This window comes from Leifsonia sp. Leaf336 (genome assembly GCF_001423695.1).
Taxonomy (GTDB): Bacteria; Actinomycetota; Actinomycetes; order Actinomycetales; family Microbacteriaceae; genus Leifsonia.
Window position 1 is genome coordinate 1,675,610 of record NZ_LMOZ01000001.1, and the last position, 17,611, is coordinate 1,693,220.

Sequence of the window (17,611 nt, forward strand, 5' to 3'; positions counted from 1 at the left end):
AGCACGCTTTCTGGGAGAATCGATGCAGATGTCTACTACCGCAACCCTAGCCTCCCGCACCGAGACGAGCCCCGGCCTGACCATCGGCCCGCTCGCGCTCGACGTGCCGGTCGTCCTCGCACCCATGGCGGGGATCACGAACACCGCCTTCCGCCGGCTCTGCCGCGAGTTCGGCGCCGGCCTCTACGTGAGCGAGATGATCACGTCGCGCGCCCTCGTCGAGCGCACTCCGGAGTCTCTGCGCCTGATCACGCATCACGAGTCGGAGACCCCGCGCAGCATCCAGCTCTACGGCGTCGACCCCAAGACGGTCCGCGAGGCCGTCACGATGCTCGTCGCGGAAGACCGCGCCGACCACATCGACCTCAACTTCGGCTGCCCGGTGCCCAAGGTGACCCGCAAGGGCGGAGGGGCGGCCCTCCCGTGGAAGCTGAACCACTTCCGCGAGATCGTGGAGGGTGCGGTCGCGGCCGCGGGCGACATCCCGCTGACCGTCAAGATGCGCAAGGGCATCGACGGCGACCACCTCACCTACCTCGAGGCCGGCAAAGCGGCGGAGGGCGCAGGGGCGGCATCGATCGCGCTCCACGCGCGCACCGCGGCCGAGTTCTACTCGGGCCACGCCGACTGGTCGGCGATCGCCAAGCTCAAAGAGACGATCACCGGAACGCCCGTGCTCGGCAACGGCGACATCTGGTCTGCTGCCGATGCGATCCGCATGGTCGACGAGACCGGGTGCGACGGCGTCGTGGTCGGCCGCGGCTGCCTCGGGCGCCCGTGGCTGTTCGGCGACCTCGCCGCGGCGTTCCGCGCCCGTGCCGGCGAGCTCACGGCCGAGCAGGCCGCCCTGGCGCAGGCACACCCGACACTCGGTCAGGTGGCGGCGACGTTCCGGAGGCACGCGGAGCTCCTGGTCGAGTTCTTCGAGAGCGAGGAGCGCGGCTGCCGCGACATCCGCAAGCATGTCGCCTGGTACTTCAAGGGCTACCCGGTCGGCGGCGACCTCCGGGCGAGCCTGGCGACGGTCGACACGCTGGCCCACCTGGACGACCTCCTCGCGACGCTCGACTGGACCCAAGAGTACCCCGGCGAGGCCGCAGAGGGCCAGCGCGGCCGCGCCGGCTCGCCCAAGCGGCCCGCGCTTCCCGAGGGCTGGCTCGACAGCCGGGAGCTGGCGGGCAGCGCCCGGGCCGAGGTCGCCGAGGCGGAGGTGCACAACAGTGGTGGATAGCGCAGCCCGACCGGCGGTCGCCCCGACCGACGGCACGGCCGCGGCCGAAAGTTATACCGACCGCGACCGCGAACGCTGGCTTCCTGAGCACCACTCCAGCCGCCGCAGCGACTTCGCACGCGACCGCGCACGGCTGCTGCACTCGAGCGCCCTGCGCCGGCTGGCGGCCAAGACCCAGGTGCTCAGTCCGACCGCCGGGCTCGATTTCGCCCGCAACCGGCTGACCCACTCGCTGGAGGTCGCCCAGGTCGGCCGCGAGCTCGCCACGAGCCTCGGCCTCGACCCCGACATCGTCGACACGGCCTGCCTCGCGCACGACATCGGCCACCCGCCGTTCGGCCACAACGGCGAGCGCGCACTCAACTCGTGGGCCGAAGACATCGGCGGCTTCGAGGGCAATGCCCAGACGCTCCGGCTGCTGACCCGCCTCGAGCCCAAGGTGTTCGGCCGCGACGGCCGCCCCTACGGACTCAACCTGACGCGGGCGAGCCTCGACGCGAGCTGCAAGTACCCGTGGCCGGAGTCCCACTCGGTCGCCGACCCCAGCGGACGTGCCAAGTTCGGGTTCTACGCCGACGACCACGCCGTCTTCGAGTGGATGCGCGAGGGCGCTCCGGAGCGGACGCGCTGCATCGAGGCACAGGTGATGGACCTCTCCGACGACATCGCCTACTCGGTGCACGACTTCGAAGACGCCGTCGTCAACGGCTACATCGACGTCGCCGCGCTGAGCAGCCGTGTCGACCACGACGACCTCGTGCGGTCGATGTACGAGTGGGTCGGCGGCGAGTTCAGCCACGACGAGCTCATCGCGGCGTTCGACCGGCTCGACAGCCTCGACATCTGGCTCGAGGGCTGGAACGGCAGCAGGCGAGCCCAGGCGCACCTCAAGAACCTCACGAGCCAGCTCATCGGCCGCTTCGCGCACGCCGCGGTGCACGAGACCAAACTGACGGCCGGAGGCGTGGCGCTGCGCCGGTTCGGCGCCGACGTGGTCGTGCCCGATGCGATCCGCGCCGAGATCGCGGTGCTGAAGGGGATCGTCGCGACATTCGTGATGTCGCGCAACACCCGTCAGCCGATCTACGCGCAGCAGCGCCAGATCCTGACCACGCTCGCCGACATCCTTCTGGCGCGCGGACCGCAGGAGCTCGACCCGGGCTTCCAGGAGGACTGGCATCAGGCCGCGGGCGACCGCGAACGCAAGCGGGTCGTGGTCGACCAGGTCGCGAGCCTCACCGATCAGTCCGCACTGAGCTGGTACGAACGACTCGTGCAGCACTGACCCGGCGCGCCGCACGCAGGCTTGAAACGTCGGGCCTGGTGCAGAATGCTTGAGGGACGGCATCGGAGGGAAACGAATGACCAGCGCACAGCCACCGTCGAACGGCGACCGGCCCGCAACGGGCCAGGAGGCCGCTCCCCAGGAGGCCGCGGTCCCGACTCCGGCGCCTGCCCCTAAGCGCACGACCACGCGGCGCTCCCCAGCGGCCAGCAAGCCAGCGGCCAGCAAGCCCGCGGCGAACCAGCCAACCGCGAGCACCCCGGCCGCGAGCAAGCCGGCGGCGAGGAGGCCGGCGGCGAAGAAGCCCGAGGACGCGGAGAACCCTGTCAAGCGCACGCCGTCCGCGCGCAAGCGCTCGACGACCGCGTCGCAGATTTCTCCGAACGGCGAGGCGCCCGAGATCCTCGACGCCATGCTGGGCAAGCAGCCCGCGGCTCCCGCTCCGGACACCTCCGCGTCTCCGGCGGAGCCCGTCACGACGGAGCCCGTCGCGACCGAGGCCGTCCCGACAGAGACCGTCGCGACAGAGACCGTCACGCCGGAGCCTAGCGAGACCGAGACCGCCGTCCTCCCGTCGGCCGAAGACTTCTATCGCGAGCCGACGACCGAGACCGAGGTGCTCACCCCTGCGGAAGCAGTCGAGGTCGAACAGCAGTCGGATGAGTCGCCCCTCCCGTCGAACGAGGCTCTGAGCGAGGCCTCCACGTCGGAGGCGCAGGCACCGCAGGCCGACGCCGCCGCGCCGCACGCCGCCGCCGCGCCGCACGCCGCCGCTGCGGCGCGCGCCGCCGCACAGCAGACCGGCGCAGCCGCGCCCGAGGGGGCTCCCGAGACGGGCCGTCCGGGTCGCAGCATGAACGACCTCGCTGAGCGGCTCGACGACTCCCGCTTCTTCTCGTCGCTGTTCGACTTCACGTTCACGAGCTACGTGACCCGCAAGCTCGCCGGCCCGGTGTACGTCGTCGGCCTCGTGCTGATCGGCCTGGGCATCGTCGTCGGCTTCGCCAACAGCCTCGGCATCGCCATCGCGGCCCACTCTCCGGGCGGCGCTTTCGTCTTCCTGCTGGGCGTCCTGGTGACCCTCGTCGGCGCGATCCTCGCTGTACTGCTGCTGCGCGTCACGATCGAGGTGTTCTGCGCGATCATCGAGATCGCCCAGAACACGCGCCGCAGGAGGCCTCCCCGCGACTGAGCGTCGGCGCCGCGCCCTAGAATCGATTCATGGCCGGCCGGATACGACAGAGCGACATCGATGAGGTCAAGGCCCGCACCAACATCGCCGACATCATCGGCGACTACGTCAGCCTGAAGCCGGGCGGCGTCGGCTCGCTCAAGGGGCTCTGCCCGTTCCACGACGAGAAGAGCCCGAGCTTCAACGTGCGTCCGGGCGTCGGCCGCTACCACTGCTTCGGCTGCGGCGAGGGCGGAGACGTCTACGCGTTCCTCGTCAAGCTCGACCACGTGTCGTTCACCGAGGCCGTCGAGCGGCTCGCGGGCCGCATCGGCTACCAGTTGCACTACGAGGAGGGCGGGGGAGGCCCGAGCGAGTCGAGCGGCAACCGCGCCCGCATCCTGGCCGCCAACAATGCCGCCGAGGAGTTCTTCCGCGAGCGCCTCGCGGCGCCCGACGCCGATCCCGGCCGTCGGTTCCTCGGTGAACGCGGCTTCGACGCGGCTGCAGCCACCCACTTCGGCGTCGGCTACGCCCCGAAGAGCTGGGACGAGCTCACCAAGCACCTCCGCACGAAGGGCTTCACGCCTGACGAGCTCCTCGCCGCCGGGCTCGTGTCGCAGCGCGACCGTGGCGTGTACGACCGGTTCCGCGGCCGCCTGGTCTGGCCGATTCGCGACGTGACGGGTCAGACCATCGGCTTCGGCGCGCGCCGGCTGCTCGACGACGACAACGGCCCGAAGTACCTCAACACCCCCGAGACGGCCGTCTACAAGAAGACCCAGGTGCTCTACGGCCTCGATCTCGCAAAGCGCGACATCTCGCGACGCGACGAGGTCGTCGTGGTGGAGGGCTACACAGACGTGATGGCATGCCATCTGGCCGGCATCACGACGGCCGTCGCGACCTGCGGCACGGCGTTCGGAATCGACCACATCAAGGTGATTCGACGGGTGATGGGCGACGACAGCAGCACAGGCTCGGTCATCTTCACGTTCGACCCCGACTCCGCCGGTCAGAAGGCCGCCGCGCGCGCCTTCGGCGAGGAGCAGCGCTTCTCGGCCCAGACGTACGTCGCCGTCGGTCCCGACGGCCTCGACCCGTGCGACCTGCGGCTGGCGGGAGGCGACGAGGCCGTGCGCCGCATGATCGACAATCGAAAGCCGATGTTCGAGTTCATGATCCGGCAGGTCGTCGAGCGCTTCGATCTCGACTCGGTGGAGGGTCGCTCGTCAGCGCTCCGCGCCGGGGCGCCGATCGTGGCGACCATCCGCGACCCCGCCTCCCAGAACGGCTACACGCGCGAGCTCGCTCGCCTCTCCGGCGCCGACCTCGACGACGCGCTGCGCGCCGTGCGGTCGGCCCAGCGCACTGTGCGCAGCTCGCATGCCGCGAACGCAGCTTCTTCGCCTCGCGGTGCCTCCGCCGCACCTGATGATGCAGTCGCCCCGCCTCCGCCGATCCGGGAGGCCGACCCGACCGACCCGACACAGCGCACCGAGCGCGAGAGCCTGATGGTGCTCCTCCAGCTGCCTGCCGAGGTCGGCGCCGAGCGGGCGGCGCGGGCGGTCCAGGTGCCGTTCGTCAACCCGACGCACGCCGTCGTGCGCGACGCCATCGCCAGCCAGCTGCCGTCGATGGCCGACCCCGGCTGGGTCGACCGCATCCTCGCCGAGGTGCCCCAGGCGTACGAGCCGACCGTGAACGCGCTCGCGGTGGGTGCCCTTCCGCAGGCGGGCTCCGACGCCGGGCGGTACGCCCGCTCCATCCTCGACGGCCTGATCGACCGGGACCTCCTGCGCGAGAAGGCCGAACTGACCTCCCGCCTGGCCCGGACCGACCCGCAGAACGCGGACCTGCGGCGATCCCTGCAGGTGGCGCTCTCGTCGATCGACCAGGAGCGGATGCGCCTGCGCGGCGAGTAGGCCTTGGCATCCGCGCGGGCACCCGCGCGGGCGGTGCAGAATAGGACATCGGTACATCGCCACGACTGAATACGTGTCATCGTGCGCGAATGCGCGCGATATTGTTGCGTCGATGTAAAGATTGCGCCGCGATCCGCGGCAGGATGCGCACTCCACGCGGCATTCATGCTAGGACTGTGGCTACGCGATTCGGCGACGAGGCGCTCGCGTGCGCTCGGCCGTCTCAGTGACCCCACCAAGGAAGAGGTAATCGGATATGAGATCCGTTCACATCGGCGGACGGCGCCTGCTCGCCGTCTCAGCGGCCTTCGCGGCCGCGGCGCTGGTGCTCGCGGGCTGCTCGGGGAGCAACAACTCCAGCGGTTCCAGCGGCGGCACGCTGACCATCGGCACGACGGACAAGATCACGTCGATCGACCCGGCCGGGTCGTACGACAACGGCTCGTTCGCCGTGATGAACCAGGTCTACCCGTTCCTGCTGAACTCGCCCTACGGCAGCCCGGACGTGAAGCCGGACATCGCCCAGAGCGCCACGTTCACGTCGCCGACCGAGTACACCGTCAAGCTCAAGCCGAACCTGAAGTTCGCGAACGGTCACTCGCTGACCTCCGAGGACGTCAAGTTCACCTTCGACCGTCAGCTGAAGATCAACGACCCGAACGGCCCCGCGTCGCTCCTGGGCAACCTCGACAGCGTGAGCACCCCTGACAAGACCACCGCGGTCTTCAAGCTGAAGGTGCCGAACGACCAGACGTTCCCGCAGGTGCTCTCGAGCCCGGCCGGCCCGATCGTCGACCACCAGGTCTTCTCGGCCGACAAGGTCACCCCCGACAACACCATCGTCAAGGGTCACGCGTTCGCCGGTCAGTACGACATCACGAGCTACGACTTCAACAACCTGATCGCGTACAAGGCGAACCCGAACTACGACGGTCTGCTCGGCAAGCCGGCCACGGACAAGGTCAACGTCAAGTACTACGCCGAGTCGTCGAACATGAAGCTCGACATCCAGAAGGGCGCCATCGACGTGGCGTTCCGCAGCCTGTCGGCGACCGACATCGACAGCCTCAGCACCGACAAGAACGTCAAGGTCGTCAAGGGTCCGGGTGGTGAGCTCCGCTACATCGTCTGGAACTTCAACACCCAGCCGTACGGCGCCACGACACCGGAGGCCGACGCCAAGAAGGCCCTCGCCGTGCGCCAGGCCGCTGCCGACCTCGTCGACCGCGCCACCATCGCGAAGCAGGTCTACAAGGACACCTACAGCCCGGCGTACTCCTACGTGCCGCAGGGTCTGACCGGCGCCACCACCGTGCTGAAGGACCTCTACGGCGACGGCAACGGAGGCCCGAGCCTCGACAAGGCGAAGGCCGCCCTCCAGGCCGCAGGCGTGTCCACCCCGGTCGCGCTGAACCTGCAGTACAACCCCGACCACTACGGCCCGTCCTCCGGTGACGAGTACGCCCTGGTCAAGGAGCAGCTCGAGAACGGCGGCCTGTTCAAGGTGAACCTGCAGTCGACCGAGTGGGTCCAGTACTCCAAGGACCGCGTGAAGGACCTCTACCCGGCGTACCAGCTGGGCTGGTTCCCGGACTACTCCGACGCGGACAACTACCTGTCGCCGTTCTTCAGCAAGGACAACTTCCTGGCGAACCACTACGACAACCCCGAGGTCCAGCAGCTGATCACCCAGCAGCTGGGCACGACCGACAAGGCGGAGCGCACCAAGCTGATCGAGGAGATCCAGGCGAAGGTCGCCGCCGACCTGTCGACTCTGCCGCTGCTGCAGGGCGCGCAGGTCGCCGTGGTGGGCAAGAACGTCTCGGGCGCCGACAAGACGCTCGACCCGTCGTTCAAGTTCCGCTACGCAGCTATCTCGAAGGGCTAGGCCGCGCCAGCGACCGAACCGGGGGCGGCTCGCCGAGTGCGAGCCGCCCCCACCCACGAACCACCCACGATTGGCTCCCATGACAGCGACGGTCAGCGGCCCGGCAGCCCCCACTGCGCCCGGCCCCGAACGAACCAAGGCGCGTCGGCGATCGGGAGGCGGCCTCGGCCGCTACATCCTGATCCGCGCCCTCCTCATCATCCCGACGATCTTCATCCTCGTCACAGTCGTCTTCTTCCTGATGCGGTCCACCGGTGACCCCATCACGGCCGCGCTCGGCGGAAAGCTGCCTCCCGCGCAGCTGCAGCAGCGTATCCACGAGGCCGGGTACGACCGCCCGCTCCTCGTGCAGTACTTCGAGTACCTCGGGCAGATCCTCCGCGGCGACTTCGGCACCACCTTCACCGACCACCAGCCCGTGACCCAGGTTCTGCTGACCTACGGTGCGGCGACCCTCGAGCTGGCCTTCTACGCCCTCATCGTCGCGTTCATCGTCGGCATCCCGCTCGGACTCCTCGCCGCGTACTTCCGCGACCGGTGGGGCGACGCGTCGCTGCGCATCTTCGCGATCCTCTGCTACGCGACCCCGGTGTTCTTCGTCGGCATGGTGCTCAAGCTCATCTTCTCGATCTGGCTGAACGTGCTCCCCGTCGCGGGCCGCGCCTCCACCAGCTCCGAGATCGAGATGCAGACGCTTCCCAACAAGACGGGCATCTATCTCATCGACGCGTTCCAGACCGGAGATCCCGCCGTGGTCGGCGACGTGCTGCTGCACGCGGTGCTGCCGGCGGTGACCCTGGGACTTCTGACGGCCGGCATCTTCTTGCGCCTGGTGCGCACGAATGTGATCGGCACTCTCTCCACCGATTACGTGGATGCCGCCCGCTCGCGCGGTGTGAGCGAGAGCCGACTGGTGCGCAAGCACGCGTATCGCCCGGCGCTCATCCCGATCATCACGGTGATGGGACTCCAGATCGCGCTGCTCCTCGGCGGCGCGATCCTGACCGAGACGACCTTCGAGTGGAAGGGACTCGGCTTCCAGCTGTCCCACTACCTGCAGGCGCGCGACTTCGTCGCCGTCCAGGGCATGGTCGTGCTGCTCGCCGTCATCGTCGCCATCACGAACTTCATCGTCGACATCATCGCGGCGCTCATCGACCCGAGAGTGAGGTACTGACATGGCCTCGGGCAAGACAAGCACTGTCGCCAAGCGGTCCATCTGGAGCAGGCTCCCCGTCGTGCACCAACTGCGGCAGTCCGTCGGGCTGCAGCGCGGGATGCTCATCGTCGGACTCGCGCTCACCGCTCTCTTCATCCTGGTCGCGATCTTCGCGCCGCTCATCGCGCCGTACGGCTTCGCGCAGCTGAAGGACGCGCAGGGCCAGTTCGGCTCGCAGCAACCGCCGAGCCCGGCGCACATCTGGGGTACGACGGTCGGCGGGTACGACGTGTTCTCCCGTGTGATCTGGGGAGCCCAGACCGCGATCCTGGTGATCGTCGTCGCGGTCATCCTCTCGATCTTCGCCGGCGTGGTGCTCGGCCTGATCTCGGGCTACTTCGGAGGCTGGGTCGACCGGGTCCTCGTGGTGATCGCCGACGCGATCTACGCCTTCCCGTCGCTGCTGCTGGCGATCGTCATGGCGATCGTCATCTCGGGCGGGCAGTCCAGCCTCTGGGGCGGCATCCTCGCCGCCGCGATCTCGATCACCGTGGTGTACATCCCGCAGTACTTCCGGGTCATCCGCTCGGAGGTCGTCCGGATCAAGGCGGAGGCCTACGTCGAGTCGGCGAAGGTCGTCGGAGCGAGCAACGGCCGGATCATGTTCCGCCACGTGCTGCGCAACTCGACACGCACCCTGCCGCTGATCTTCACGCTGAACTCGTCGGACGCCATCCTGACGCTCGCCGCGCTGGGCTTCCTCGGCTTCGGCATCGAGCCGACGGCGGCCGCCGAGTGGGGTTACGACCTCAACAAGGCGCTGTCCGACGTCACGAGCGGCATCTGGTGGACGTCCATCTATCCGGGTCTCGCGATCGTCCTGGTGGTGCTCGGCATCACGCTGGTCGGCGAGAGCCTCAACGACCTGGCCGACCCGCGCCTGCGCGGTCGCCGTCGCGCGGCCGTGGCGTCCGGCGAGGTCGCAGAGACGTCGGTCGTCCCGGGAGGCCCGCTCGAGGCGGGCCCCGGCGGTATCGACGGTCTCGAAGGCGGAGAGTCGTTCGACGAGCACGGAATCGAGGTCAAGCCATGAGCGACGTCGTCACCATCGACAACCTGTCGGTGACCTTCGCCACCGACGCCGGCGCCGTGAAAGCGGTCGACGATGTGAGCCTCCGGGTCGCCCCGGGCGAGGTGCTCGCGATCGTCGGAGAGTCCGGATCGGGCAAGACGGTCACCGCGAAGACCATCCTCGGCCTCCTGCCGGAGACCGCGACCGCCTCCGGCGCCGTGGTGCTGCGCAGCAGAGACGGCAGCACCGAGTCCGACATCGTGACGCTGAGCAAGAGCGAACTGCGGGAGGTGCGCGGCACCGACGTGGCGATGGTCTTCCAGGAGCCGTCCACCGCGCTGAACCCGGTGTACCAGGTGGGCTGGCAGATCGCAGAGGGCCTGCGCGCCCACGAGAAGCTGTCGAAGAAGCAGGCGCAGGAGAAGGCGATCGACATCCTTCGCCGCGTCGGCATCCCCGAGCCCGAGAAGCGGGTCAAGTACTACCCGCACCAGTTCTCGGGAGGTCAGAAGCAGCGCATCGTCATCGCCATGGCGCTGGTGCTGAACCCGGGCCTGATCGTCGCGGACGAACCGACGACCGCGCTCGACGTGACCGTGCAGGCCGAGATCCTCGACCTGCTGCGTCGCTGCCGGGACGAATTCGGCGCCGCGATCGTGCTGATCACCCACAACATGGGCGTCGTCGCCGACCTCGCCGACCGGGTCGCGGTCATGTACCAGGGCAAGGTCGTGGAGGAGGCCGACGCGCGGACGCTGTTCGCCGCGCCGAAGGCCGAGTACACGCGCACGCTCCTGGCCTCCGTGCCACGGATCGGGCAGGGCCTGACGGCCACGCAAGACCGAGCGATCGCGCGCGCCGAGCGTCCGCAGGCTGCGCCCGTCGTCGCGGCGCGCGACCTCCGCATCCAGTATCCGGGCCGTCTCGGCCGCCCCGGCTTCGTGGCCGTCGACGGCGTGAGCTTCGACATCCGGCCCGGCGAGGTGCTCGGCCTGGTGGGGGAGTCCGGCTCGGGCAAGACCACGATCGGCCGCGCGATCGCCGGCCTCGGCAAGGTGACCGACGGCTCGCTCGAGGTGCTCGGGATCGAGATGAACGGCGTCAAGGAGCGGCAGTTCCGCAAGGTGCGCCATGACATCGGCTTCGTCTTCCAGGACCCGGCGTCGAGCTTCAACCCGCTCCTGACGATCGCGGACTGCGTCGCCGAGCCGCTCGTCGTGCACGGCAGGGCGTCCTCGCCGTCGGCCGCGCGAGCCCGCGTCGACGAGCTCCTGGAGGCCGTGCAGCTGCCCCGCAGCTACGGCGACCGGTTCCCGCACGAACTGTCGGGAGGCCAGCGCCAGCGGGCGAGCCTCGCCCGTGCGCTCGCGCTCGAGCCGACGCTGCTGATCGCCGACGAGCCGACCTCCGCGCTCGACGTCTCGGTGCAGGCACGCGTGCTGGAGCTCTTCGCGGACCTGCAGCGGGAGTTCGGCTTCGCCGCACTGTTCATCAGCCACGACCTCGCCGTCGTCGACCTGCTCGCCGACCGGATCGCGGTGCTCCACCGAGGCAAGCTCGTCGAGGAGGGCACGGGCGCCGAAGTGCTCGGCAACCCGAAGGAGGCCTATACGCAACGGCTGCTCGCGTCCCTCCCGGTGCCGGACCCGGTCGAACAGGCCGACCGGCGGGAAGCGCTGCGCGCATTGAGCGAACAGAGCGCATAGGGTCGAATATGTGAGTCCCGAACCCGCCATCGTCGTCAGCGACCTGTCCATCGAATACCCTGCGCGCGGGGCGAGCCCGTCGTGCGTCGCCCTGCGTGGGGTGAGCTTCCGGCTGGAGGCGGGTCAGTCGATCGGCGTGCTGGGCGAAACGGGTTCGGGCAAGAGCACGCTGGCGTCGGTGCTCGCCGGGCGGGGGATTCCTCTCCGCTCCGGCGAGCCCGGGCCGCGGATCAGCGGAGGCGACGCCACCGTTCTGGGCCATTCGCTGCGGCACGCCCGCAAGCGCGATCTGGCCGAGGTGACCTTCCACGTCGGCTATCTGCCGCAGGAGGCGTCGGCCACACTGGAGCCGACGCTGTCGGTGCAGGACAACGTCGCGCTGCCGATCTTCGAGCGCGACCACCACTACAGCCGTCGAGCGGCGGGGGAGCGGGCCGCGCTCATGCTGGACACGGTCCACCTCCCGTTGAGCGTTCTGAGCAAATACCCCTACGAGCTGAGCGCGGGGCAACGGCAGCGGGTCGCGCTGGCCAAGTCGCTGGTTCTCGGCCCGCAGGTGCTGGTGGTCGACGAGCCGACAGCGGGCATCGACGCCACGGTGCGCGACGCCGTCATCGACCTCCTCGCCCAGCTGCGCGAGCACGAGGGCTTCACCGCGGTGATCGTGAGCCACGACCTCGCGGTGCTTCGTCGTGCGACGGACCTCTCGATCGTGCTGCAGGCCGGGCGCCCTGTCGCCTACGGCCCGATCGAGGAAGTGCTCGCCGACCCGTCGCACCCGTTCGTCCGCGGACTAGCGGACGCGCTCAAGCCGCCGCAGCGCCGTACCGAACGCCGCCCGCAGCGCACGAGCTGACCGCCGCCCCGCGCACACCCATCACCGCCAGGAGGACCGCCATGGCCGACCGCATCCCTCAGCACCGAGCCGTGCTCGCCACCGGGAGTGCCCCACTCGCCCCGGAGGACCGACCGGAGCCCGGCCCCATCGCGGTGCTGCCGACCGCCGAGCCGTCGTTCGTCTCGGCGGTGGAGGCCGCGGGCGGCACCGTCGAGCCGCTCTCCGATCGCACCCGCGGCGTCGTGTGGCTCTCCAACAAGGACGCGGCGGCGTTCCCGCCAATCCTGAAGGCGCATCCCGGGATCGGCTGGGTGCAGTTGCCGTTCGCCGGCGTCGACGCGTTCTCCGCGGTCATCGCCTCGGAGGCCCGACCCGGGCTGGTCTGGACGAGCGCCAAGGGCGCGTACGCGCAGCCCGTCGCCGAGCATGCCCTCGTGCTGACCCTCGCGCTGATGCGGGTCATCCCGAAACGCGTTCGCGCGAAGTCCTGGTCGACCGTCGAGGAGGGCCGCTCTCTCTACGGGCGGGAGGTGGTGATCGTCGGAGCGGGCGGAATCGCCCTCGAGCTCATGGTGCTGCTGGCGCCGTTCGGCGTGCATGTGACCATCGTCCGGCGCTCGTCCGATCCCGTCGAGGGTGCGGAGCGCACGGTCACGACCGACCGGTTGCGCGATGTCCTCCCCGCCGCCGACGTCGTCGTGATCGCGGCGGCCCTGACGGGAGGCACCCGCCAGCTGTTCTCGGACGCCGAGTTCGCCGCGATGAAGCCGACGGCCTACCTGGTCAACATCGCGCGAGGCGGCCTGGTCGATACGGATGCCCTGCTCCGTGCGCTGCGCAGCGGAGAGATCGCGGGAGCGGGCATCGACGTCACCGATCCGGAGCCGCTGCCGGACGGCCATCCACTCTGGGACGAGGACGCGTGCCTCATCACGCCGCACCAGGCGGACACGTCCGAGATGGTCGCCCCGCTGCTCGCCGAGCGCGTCGGCGCGAACGTCCGCGCGTTCCTCGGCACGGGCGAGTTCGTCGGCGTCGTGGACCCGGAGGCGGGCTACTAAGGGCGACGCGCGCGGGATGCCGGGCCGATTTCTCTCGGTGGTCGAAGTCTTGCTACAGTAGCTTCGCTGATCAAGCATTCCTCGATAGCTCAATTGGCAGAGCAGCCGGCTGTTAACCGGCAGGTTCTTGGTTCGAGTCCAAGTCGGGGAGCCGCGAAGGCCCGGACGTGAAAGCGTCCGGGCCTTTCTGCTGCGCTGAGCCTTTCTGCTTCGCCGGGGCCTCGTTCCGATCCGAGGCCACGCCGGAAAGAAGTCGTCCGACCTGGCGGGACAGCCCGATGGAGGGCTGCTCGACCAACCGGTAGAACAGCGCCGCCACCAGGAGCACCACCGGCACGAGGGCGACGGCGATCGCGATCCACGGCCACCAGCCCGAGACGCCGACCAGCAGAGCCGCTGCGACGATGATCGGCTCGTGGACCAGGTAGATGCTGAAGGAGCGCTTGCCCGCCCACTGCACGGGCCGCGCCTCCAACGGCCGTCTGGCGGGGCTCGCGAACGCGAGTGCGACGATCGCGGTGACGCCGATGAGGCTGAGCAGGTACGCGAACGCCTGGAGCGGTCCCCACCCGACAGGTGCGATGAGCGACGGCGAGACCGCGAAGAGCAGAGCCGCCGCGACGATCGGCCACCAGGTGCGGATCCGTGCGGCGGCACTGCGGATGGCGTCCTTCTGGAAGACGAGCAGCATCCCGATCGCGAAGACGGGCAGGTACTGCAGCATGTCGGCGGTGAGCCAGGAGGCGGGGAGCGCGGCGCGGACGACGTCGAAGCGCGCGAGGGCCGACAGCGCCATCAGGATCGGGATCGCCGCCCACCACCACCGGGTCGCCCGGGTGATCCGGATCAGCACGAACATCAGCGGCATCAGCAGCGAGAACCAGACCTCCCAGGTCAGCGACCAGAGCGGGCTGTTGAGGTTGGAAGTGCCGAACAAGAGGAGGGCATCGTGCCACACGTCGTGCACGGTGGGCGCGTGATGGGAGCCGAGCCAGCCTCCGACGGCCGGGTCGCGAGGTACGGCCAGGGCGAGCGCCAGGGCGAACGCCAATGCTCCCCAGACCGGCAGGTAGAGCCGCACGACGCGTCGACCGTAATACGCGAGCGTCGACCGGCCGGTGGGCGGCCGCACGAGGAAGGGGAGGGTGAGCACGAAGCCGGAGAGCACGAAGAACACGAGGACGGCCTCGTGTCCGGCGAAGAGCAGTCGCAGCGGCGTCGCGTAGAGCCACCACTCGGGCGTGAAGGCCTCAGGTTGCACCTTGTCGACATACACGGCCGAGATCGCCGGGACGACCAGCAGGGCGTGATAGCCGACGACGATGAGGGAGGCGACGCCGCGGAGCCCGTCGAGCGAGGCGTACCGGGACTCGGCTGCGGGTCGGGTCGGAGCAGCATCTCCGGAAAGGTGAGCACGGCTCATGTTGATGAAGCCTAGCGCTGTCGCGACAGTAGCCGCAGGCCCCGAACGGGGGACGGACGGGCAGCGGTCGGAGAGTCGACGTATGCGCCTCTCGGAATACATCCTCCGTTCACCTGAAACTGAGTATCATTCGGCCATGAGCGACAGGGAGCGGGACGACCGCGGGCCCGAAGAGGCCGACGAGCCGGTCGAGGACTACGAGAACGACGACGACGAACTGCGCGAGTCGCTGGAGCGCGAGGCCGGATTGACCAGCTTCGGCGGCCCTGCGTTCGGGCCGCTGTTCGGTCGACCGGACGGCGACGACGGCGAGATCTTCGACGCGCAGCACAATCCGTGAACTTCGCGCCGACGCGTTAGGGATCGCGGGGCGACCGCGTCTCCTCCGGTAGCGCCTCTGCGAACGACAGAGCGTTCGACTATCGGAGGTCGCGATGCCGTCTGTCGAAGTGGAGTCCGACCTCGACCTGCTCGCCGAGCTGGTCGAGTTGGATGATTTCCCGTGCTGCGATGCGAACCATCCCCACGGCGTCTCCTTCCACGATCCGTCGGCGCCGGCGGAGTTCCTGATCGTCAGTCCCTGCTGCGGCGACCGCGGCCTGCTGTGCCGGGCGAGGTCCCAGTATCTGCGGAACGTCGTGTCTGCGGAACGTCGCGGCGACCATCCACTGCATGCGGTGCGACCGGCGCTGGCCTCCCGAACGGTACCGTTTCGTCCCGCCGCTCCCCGGGTTCCTTCCGCTGTGAGCGACGAGCCGTAGCCCGTGAGCGGGCCGTGGGGCTGCTGCGTACTCCCGGGGGAGTAGCCGACAGACTCCCGCGGGGGCACTGCACGGGCGCCCTGCCCTGATTAGCATGAAGGAATGCCCTGGAACCCTTCCGCCGACGCCCGCCCGCACGGGCCGTCCGCCGGGCAGAGCTCGGGCTCGGATACGGGATGGGGCGGCCGCCGGCGGCCGCCCGGTGCGATCTGGTTCCCGGTGGTGCTGTCGGTGCTGGTGCAGCTACCGGGCGTCTTCATCGCGGCGCACTTCGCCGCGACCGACCCGTGGACGCTGGCCGCCGTGCTGGTGGCTCTCGCGTCGTCGTTCCTGCTGCTCATCGGGCGCCGCCATCCCGGGGCCGTCGTCGTGGCCGTCGCCGCGCTCTGCATCCCCGCGATCGCACTCACGACCGGCCCGCCGCTCGCGGCCGTCCCTCTCGCGTTCGCCGTCGTCGGGGCGGTGGTGCGCTCGGCGCGCGCCTGGGCGTGGTGGACCGTGGCGGGCATCGCCGTCGTCGGGCCGCTCGGCGCCTATCTGCTCGTCGGCCGACCGGAGGCGGCAATCCGGCCGCTCATCATCGCACTGGTGCTGACGCTGCTGGTGGGCGTCGGCGAGGCCATCCGCGGACGGCGCGAGCGCTATCGCGAGGTCTCGCGCCAGGTCGCAGCGCGTCGGGAGGCGGCTGCGGAGGCGGAACGGCTGCGGATCGCTCGCGAACTGCACGACGTGCTCGCCCACTCGCTGTCGCAGATCAGCGTGCAGGCCGGCGTCGGCCTCCATCTGTTCGACAGCCGTCCGGAGAAGGCGCGCGAGAGCCTCGAGGCGATCAAGTCGGTGAGCAGCCAGGCGCTCGAAGAGGTGCGCGGCGTGCTCGGCTTCCTACGAACCGAGGGCTACCCGGCCGCGCGCGCCCCGGAGCCCGATCTCGCACGCGTCCCCGTGCTGGTCGACACCTATCGGCGCGCGGGACTCGACGTGCGGTACGACGACGGCCTCGCCTCGGTGCCCTCGGCGGCGGCCCAACTCGCGCTCTACCGGATCGTGCAGGAGTCGCTCACCAACATCGGGCGGCACGCGCAGGCCACGACAGTCATCATCACGCTGCGGGAGGTCGGTGACGAGTACGTGCTCACGGTCGCCGACGACGGCCGCGGCGTACCGGGCGCCGACAGCGCCCGCACATCGGTCGACGGCGGCAAGGGGATGGTCGGGATGCGCGAGCGCGCGGAACTCCTCGGCGGGCGGTTCACCACGCGCGAGACCGAGGGCGGCGGCCTCACGATCGAGGCGCGGATCCCTCGCCTGCGGGCGGAGCGCGCATGATCCGGGTGCTGCTGGCCGACGATCAGCATCTGGTCCGGGCGGGCTTCCGCGCCCTGCTGGAGGCCGAGGACGATCTCGAGGTCGTCGGAGAGGCCGCGACCGGCCGCGAAGCCGTGGAGCTCGCCCGGCGGACCCGACCCGATGTCGTGCTGATGGACATCCGGATGCCCGACGGCGACGGCCTGTGGGCGACCGGCGAGCTCGCCTCCGACCCGGAGCTGTCGGGAACGCGGATCGTCATGGTGACGACGTTCGAGCTCGACGATTACGTCGCTCAGGCGATCGTCTCCGGCGCGAGCGGCTTCCTGGTCAAGGACACCGAGCCGGTCGAGCTCTTGCGCGCCGTCCGCGTGGTCGCCGCCGGGGACGCGCTGCTGTCGCCCGGCGCCACCCGCCGGCTCATCGAGAGGGTGGCGGGCGGCCTCCGCCCCGCACCCGATCCGGAGGCGCTGCGCGACCTCACCGACCGCGAGCGCGAAGTGCTGGCGCTCGTCGGTCACGGCCTCACCAACGCCGAGATCGGGGAGCGGCTGTTCCTCAGCCCGCTGACCGCCAAGACGCACGTCTCCCGGATCATGACCAAGCTGGGCGCCAGGGACCGCGTGCACCTCGTCGTGGTGGCGTACGAGACCGGGCTGGTGCAGCCCGGTCGGCAGTGAGCGCGCTGCCGCATCGACTCGTGCTCCCGGGGGAGTAACGAAGGTGTCTCCCGCCGGCGGATTCGCCGAAGAGGGGATCCGGCGAGGCTGAGAGTGGTTCCGCGAA

15 protein-coding genes and 1 tRNA gene are annotated in these 17,611 nt (G+C 69.9%); 15 read left to right on the forward strand and 1 reads right to left on the reverse strand.

Annotated features, from left to right (window positions below):
* The first annotated feature begins 28 nt into the window (after window positions 1-28).
* The 11 genes from dusB to ASF88_RS08085 all read left to right on the forward strand — a co-directional run bounded on the left by dusB (window position 29) and on the right by ASF88_RS08085 (window position 13,487).
* Window positions 29-1,231, forward strand: a complete 1,203-nt coding sequence (dusB, locus tag ASF88_RS08035) for a tRNA dihydrouridine synthase DusB (RefSeq protein WP_055916189.1) — start codon at window positions 29-31, stop codon at window positions 1,229-1,231.
* Complete coding sequence (locus ASF88_RS08040; RefSeq protein WP_055916921.1) at window positions 1,224-2,516, forward strand: deoxyguanosinetriphosphate triphosphohydrolase; 1,293 nt, start codon at window positions 1,224-1,226, stop codon at window positions 2,514-2,516. The genes dusB and ASF88_RS08040 overlap by 8 nt, the downstream gene beginning before the upstream one ends.
* Before the next feature lie 76 nt (window positions 2,517-2,592).
* Window positions 2,593-3,708 (forward strand): DUF4282 domain-containing protein, encoded by a 1,116-nt coding sequence (locus ASF88_RS08045; protein ID WP_055916191.1) that lies wholly within the window; start codon window positions 2,593-2,595, stop codon window positions 3,706-3,708.
* Between the two features lie 29 nt (window positions 3,709-3,737).
* The gene (gene dnaG, locus ASF88_RS08050; RefSeq protein ID WP_055916193.1) at window positions 3,738-5,612 is read left to right on the forward strand and encodes a DNA primase; all 1,875 of its coding nucleotides are present in this window, start codon (window positions 3,738-3,740) and stop codon (window positions 5,610-5,612) included.
* 256 nt (window positions 5,613-5,868) lie between these two features.
* Entirely contained in the window at window positions 5,869-7,500 is a 1,632-nt protein-coding gene (locus ASF88_RS08055; protein WP_055916195.1) for an ABC transporter substrate-binding protein, read from the forward strand.
* Between the two features lie 79 nt (window positions 7,501-7,579).
* Window positions 7,580-8,677, forward strand: a complete 1,098-nt coding sequence (locus tag ASF88_RS08060; protein ID WP_055916197.1) for an ABC transporter permease — start codon at window positions 7,580-7,582, stop codon at window positions 8,675-8,677.
* A gap of 1 nt (window position 8,678) precedes the next feature.
* Window positions 8,679-9,752 (forward strand): ABC transporter permease, encoded by a 1,074-nt coding sequence (locus tag ASF88_RS08065; protein WP_055916199.1) that lies wholly within the window; start codon window positions 8,679-8,681, stop codon window positions 9,750-9,752.
* On the forward strand, window positions 9,749-11,437 hold the full coding sequence (locus tag ASF88_RS08070; RefSeq protein WP_055916201.1) for a dipeptide ABC transporter ATP-binding protein: 1,689 nt from the start codon (window positions 9,749-9,751) through the stop codon (window positions 11,435-11,437). Before ASF88_RS08065 ends, ASF88_RS08070 begins: the two co-directional genes overlap by 4 nt.
* Window positions 11,438-11,447: 10 nt before the next feature.
* On the forward strand, window positions 11,448-12,293 hold the full coding sequence (locus ASF88_RS08075) for an ATP-binding cassette domain-containing protein (protein WP_055916203.1): 846 nt from the start codon (window positions 11,448-11,450) through the stop codon (window positions 12,291-12,293).
* 41 nt (window positions 12,294-12,334) lie between these two features.
* Window positions 12,335-13,336, forward strand: coding sequence for a D-isomer specific 2-hydroxyacid dehydrogenase family protein (locus ASF88_RS08080; protein ID WP_082518802.1), 1,002 nt, complete (start codon window positions 12,335-12,337; stop codon window positions 13,334-13,336).
* A gap of 78 nt (window positions 13,337-13,414) precedes the next feature.
* Window positions 13,415-13,487, forward strand: a tRNA-Asn gene (locus ASF88_RS08085).
* Here ASF88_RS08085 and ASF88_RS21140 read toward each other — a convergent pair.
* Entirely contained in the window at window positions 13,449-14,861 is a 1,413-nt protein-coding gene (locus ASF88_RS21140) for an acyltransferase family protein (protein ID WP_082518855.1), read from the reverse strand. The genes ASF88_RS08085 and ASF88_RS21140 overlap by 39 nt on opposite strands.
* Window positions 14,862-14,895: 34 nt before the next feature.
* Between ASF88_RS21140 and ASF88_RS08095 the strand changes: the two genes are divergently transcribed.
* The 4 genes from ASF88_RS08095 (at window position 14,896) to ASF88_RS08105 (ending at window position 17,505) form a co-directional block, all read left to right on the forward strand.
* Complete coding sequence (locus tag ASF88_RS08095) at window positions 14,896-15,099, forward strand: hypothetical protein (RefSeq protein WP_055916207.1); 204 nt, start codon at window positions 14,896-14,898, stop codon at window positions 15,097-15,099.
* 109 nt (window positions 15,100-15,208) lie between these two features.
* The gene (locus ASF88_RS20335; protein ID WP_157498254.1) at window positions 15,209-15,520 is read left to right on the forward strand and encodes a hypothetical protein; all 312 of its coding nucleotides are present in this window, start codon (window positions 15,209-15,211) and stop codon (window positions 15,518-15,520) included.
* Between the two features lie 102 nt (window positions 15,521-15,622).
* On the forward strand, window positions 15,623-16,846 hold the full coding sequence (locus tag ASF88_RS08100; RefSeq protein ID WP_055916209.1) for a sensor histidine kinase: 1,224 nt from the start codon (window positions 15,623-15,625) through the stop codon (window positions 16,844-16,846).
* On the forward strand, window positions 16,843-17,505 hold the full coding sequence (locus ASF88_RS08105; protein WP_055916211.1) for a response regulator: 663 nt from the start codon (window positions 16,843-16,845) through the stop codon (window positions 17,503-17,505). The genes ASF88_RS08100 and ASF88_RS08105 overlap by 4 nt, the downstream gene beginning before the upstream one ends.
* Window positions 17,506-17,611: the final 106 nt, after the last annotated feature.

What these genes read in the sequence shown, in the direction of transcription:
- dusB (WP_055916189.1), top strand. Translation starts at nt 29, where the DNA reads ATGTCTACTACCGCAACCCTAGCCTCCCGCACCGAGACGAGCCCCGGC.
- ASF88_RS08045 (WP_055916191.1), top strand. Translation starts at nt 2,593, where the DNA reads ATGACCAGCGCACAGCCACCGTCGAACGGCGACCGGCCCGCAACGGGC.
- dnaG (WP_055916193.1), top strand. Translation starts at nt 3,738, where the DNA reads ATGGCCGGCCGGATACGACAGAGCGACATCGATGAGGTCAAGGCCCGC.
- ASF88_RS08055 (WP_055916195.1), top strand. Translation starts at nt 5,869, where the DNA reads ATGAGATCCGTTCACATCGGCGGACGGCGCCTGCTCGCCGTCTCAGCG.
- ASF88_RS08060 (WP_055916197.1), top strand. Translation starts at nt 7,580, where the DNA reads ATGACAGCGACGGTCAGCGGCCCGGCAGCCCCCACTGCGCCCGGCCCC.
- ASF88_RS08065 (WP_055916199.1), top strand. Translation starts at nt 8,679, where the DNA reads ATGGCCTCGGGCAAGACAAGCACTGTCGCCAAGCGGTCCATCTGGAGC.
- ASF88_RS08070 (WP_055916201.1), top strand. Translation starts at nt 9,749, where the DNA reads ATGAGCGACGTCGTCACCATCGACAACCTGTCGGTGACCTTCGCCACC.
- ASF88_RS08080 (WP_082518802.1), top strand. Translation starts at nt 12,335, where the DNA reads ATGGCCGACCGCATCCCTCAGCACCGAGCCGTGCTCGCCACCGGGAGT.
- ASF88_RS21140 (WP_082518855.1), bottom strand. Translation starts at nt 14,861, where the DNA reads ATGTATTCCGAGAGGCGCATACGTCGACTCTCCGACCGCTGCCCGTCC.
- ASF88_RS08095 (WP_055916207.1), top strand. Translation starts at nt 14,896, where the DNA reads ATGAGCGACAGGGAGCGGGACGACCGCGGGCCCGAAGAGGCCGACGAG.
- ASF88_RS08100 (WP_055916209.1), top strand. Translation starts at nt 15,623, where the DNA reads ATGCCCTGGAACCCTTCCGCCGACGCCCGCCCGCACGGGCCGTCCGCC.
- ASF88_RS08105 (WP_055916211.1), top strand. Translation starts at nt 16,843, where the DNA reads ATGATCCGGGTGCTGCTGGCCGACGATCAGCATCTGGTCCGGGCGGGC.